Here is a 951-nt window from a genome sequence, read left to right on the forward strand (position 1 = left end):
CAGTCTTGGCCAGCGCCCAGCGGATCCGTTCGGGCCCGGCGGCGATGTGGGCGCCGTCGGCCAGGCGGTAGTCGGCCTCGATCTTCTCCAGCTTCGCGCCGTCGTTCATGGCCAGGAAGTCATCCCCGGAGATCATCGCCTCCAGGGCGGACTGCCACCAGGCCAACTCCAGTTCGGCGTCGACCTCGTCCGCGTCGATCTCCCGCTCGGCGAAATCGGCGAGCAAATCCCCCAGCCCGGCCTCGGCCAGCTGTTCGGAGATGATGGTGCGTTCGGGCAGTTCCTTCAGTCATCGGCGCGGTCCACCAGGCTGGCGATGGTGTTCATCAGCTCCTTGACCGGCATTTCGCGCAGCCGGGTGCCCAACCGGGTGGGCAGCATCCCGGCCAGCGAGTCGATGCGGGAGCCGGCGTCATGGTAGCCGGCCTCCACGTCCAGCAGCCCGCCGGGCACCTGCGGGTTGCGCTGGCTGGTGGCGTAGACGCGCCAGGCCTCACGCTGTTCGCTGATGGCCTGCAGGGCGGACTGCAGGTCCGGCACATGCATGCCGGGACGGACGTATTCCTTGGCGATCTTGCGCAGCCGGGAGCGGACAATGGAGCCCATCTCCACCCCGTGCTCGCGCCGCCACTGGCTGGAGGCGGTCGCGGCGATCAGGTCATCGATGTCGCCTTCGAAGATGTCCGGCTCGAACTTGTCCAGCGAGCCGCGCACGGCCACCAGCAGGGCCAGCTGGTCCCCCCACTTGTCGTAGGTCTCCTCCAGGCGGATCTGGGACTTCTGGGCGACCTCCACCATGTGCTCGTGCAGGATCGGCAGGTCCCGGCCCAGCCCCGAAGCCAGGGCCAGGGCCTGTTCGGTCTGCTCCTGGTTGCGCAGCGGCGCCCCGTGCCAGGGGCTGGAGGTGTGCTCCTTGCTGAACGCGCCAAGCTGGGCGGCGCGCTTGAGCTG

At 69.0% G+C, this 951-nt stretch carries 1 protein-coding gene and 1 pseudogene; both read right to left on the reverse strand.

What is annotated here, in order from left to right; genetic code table 11:
* On the reverse strand, positions 1 to 226 hold a 226-nt coding region (locus JCM19049_RS15515; RefSeq protein ID WP_279403369.1), incomplete at its 3' end, for a hypothetical protein.
* Between the two features lie 59 nt (positions 227 to 285).
* A pseudogene (locus JCM19049_RS15520) lies at positions 286 to 951 on the reverse strand (DNA helicase); the annotation flags it as partial.

Source organism: Arthrobacter sp. JCM 19049, assembly GCF_001310435.1.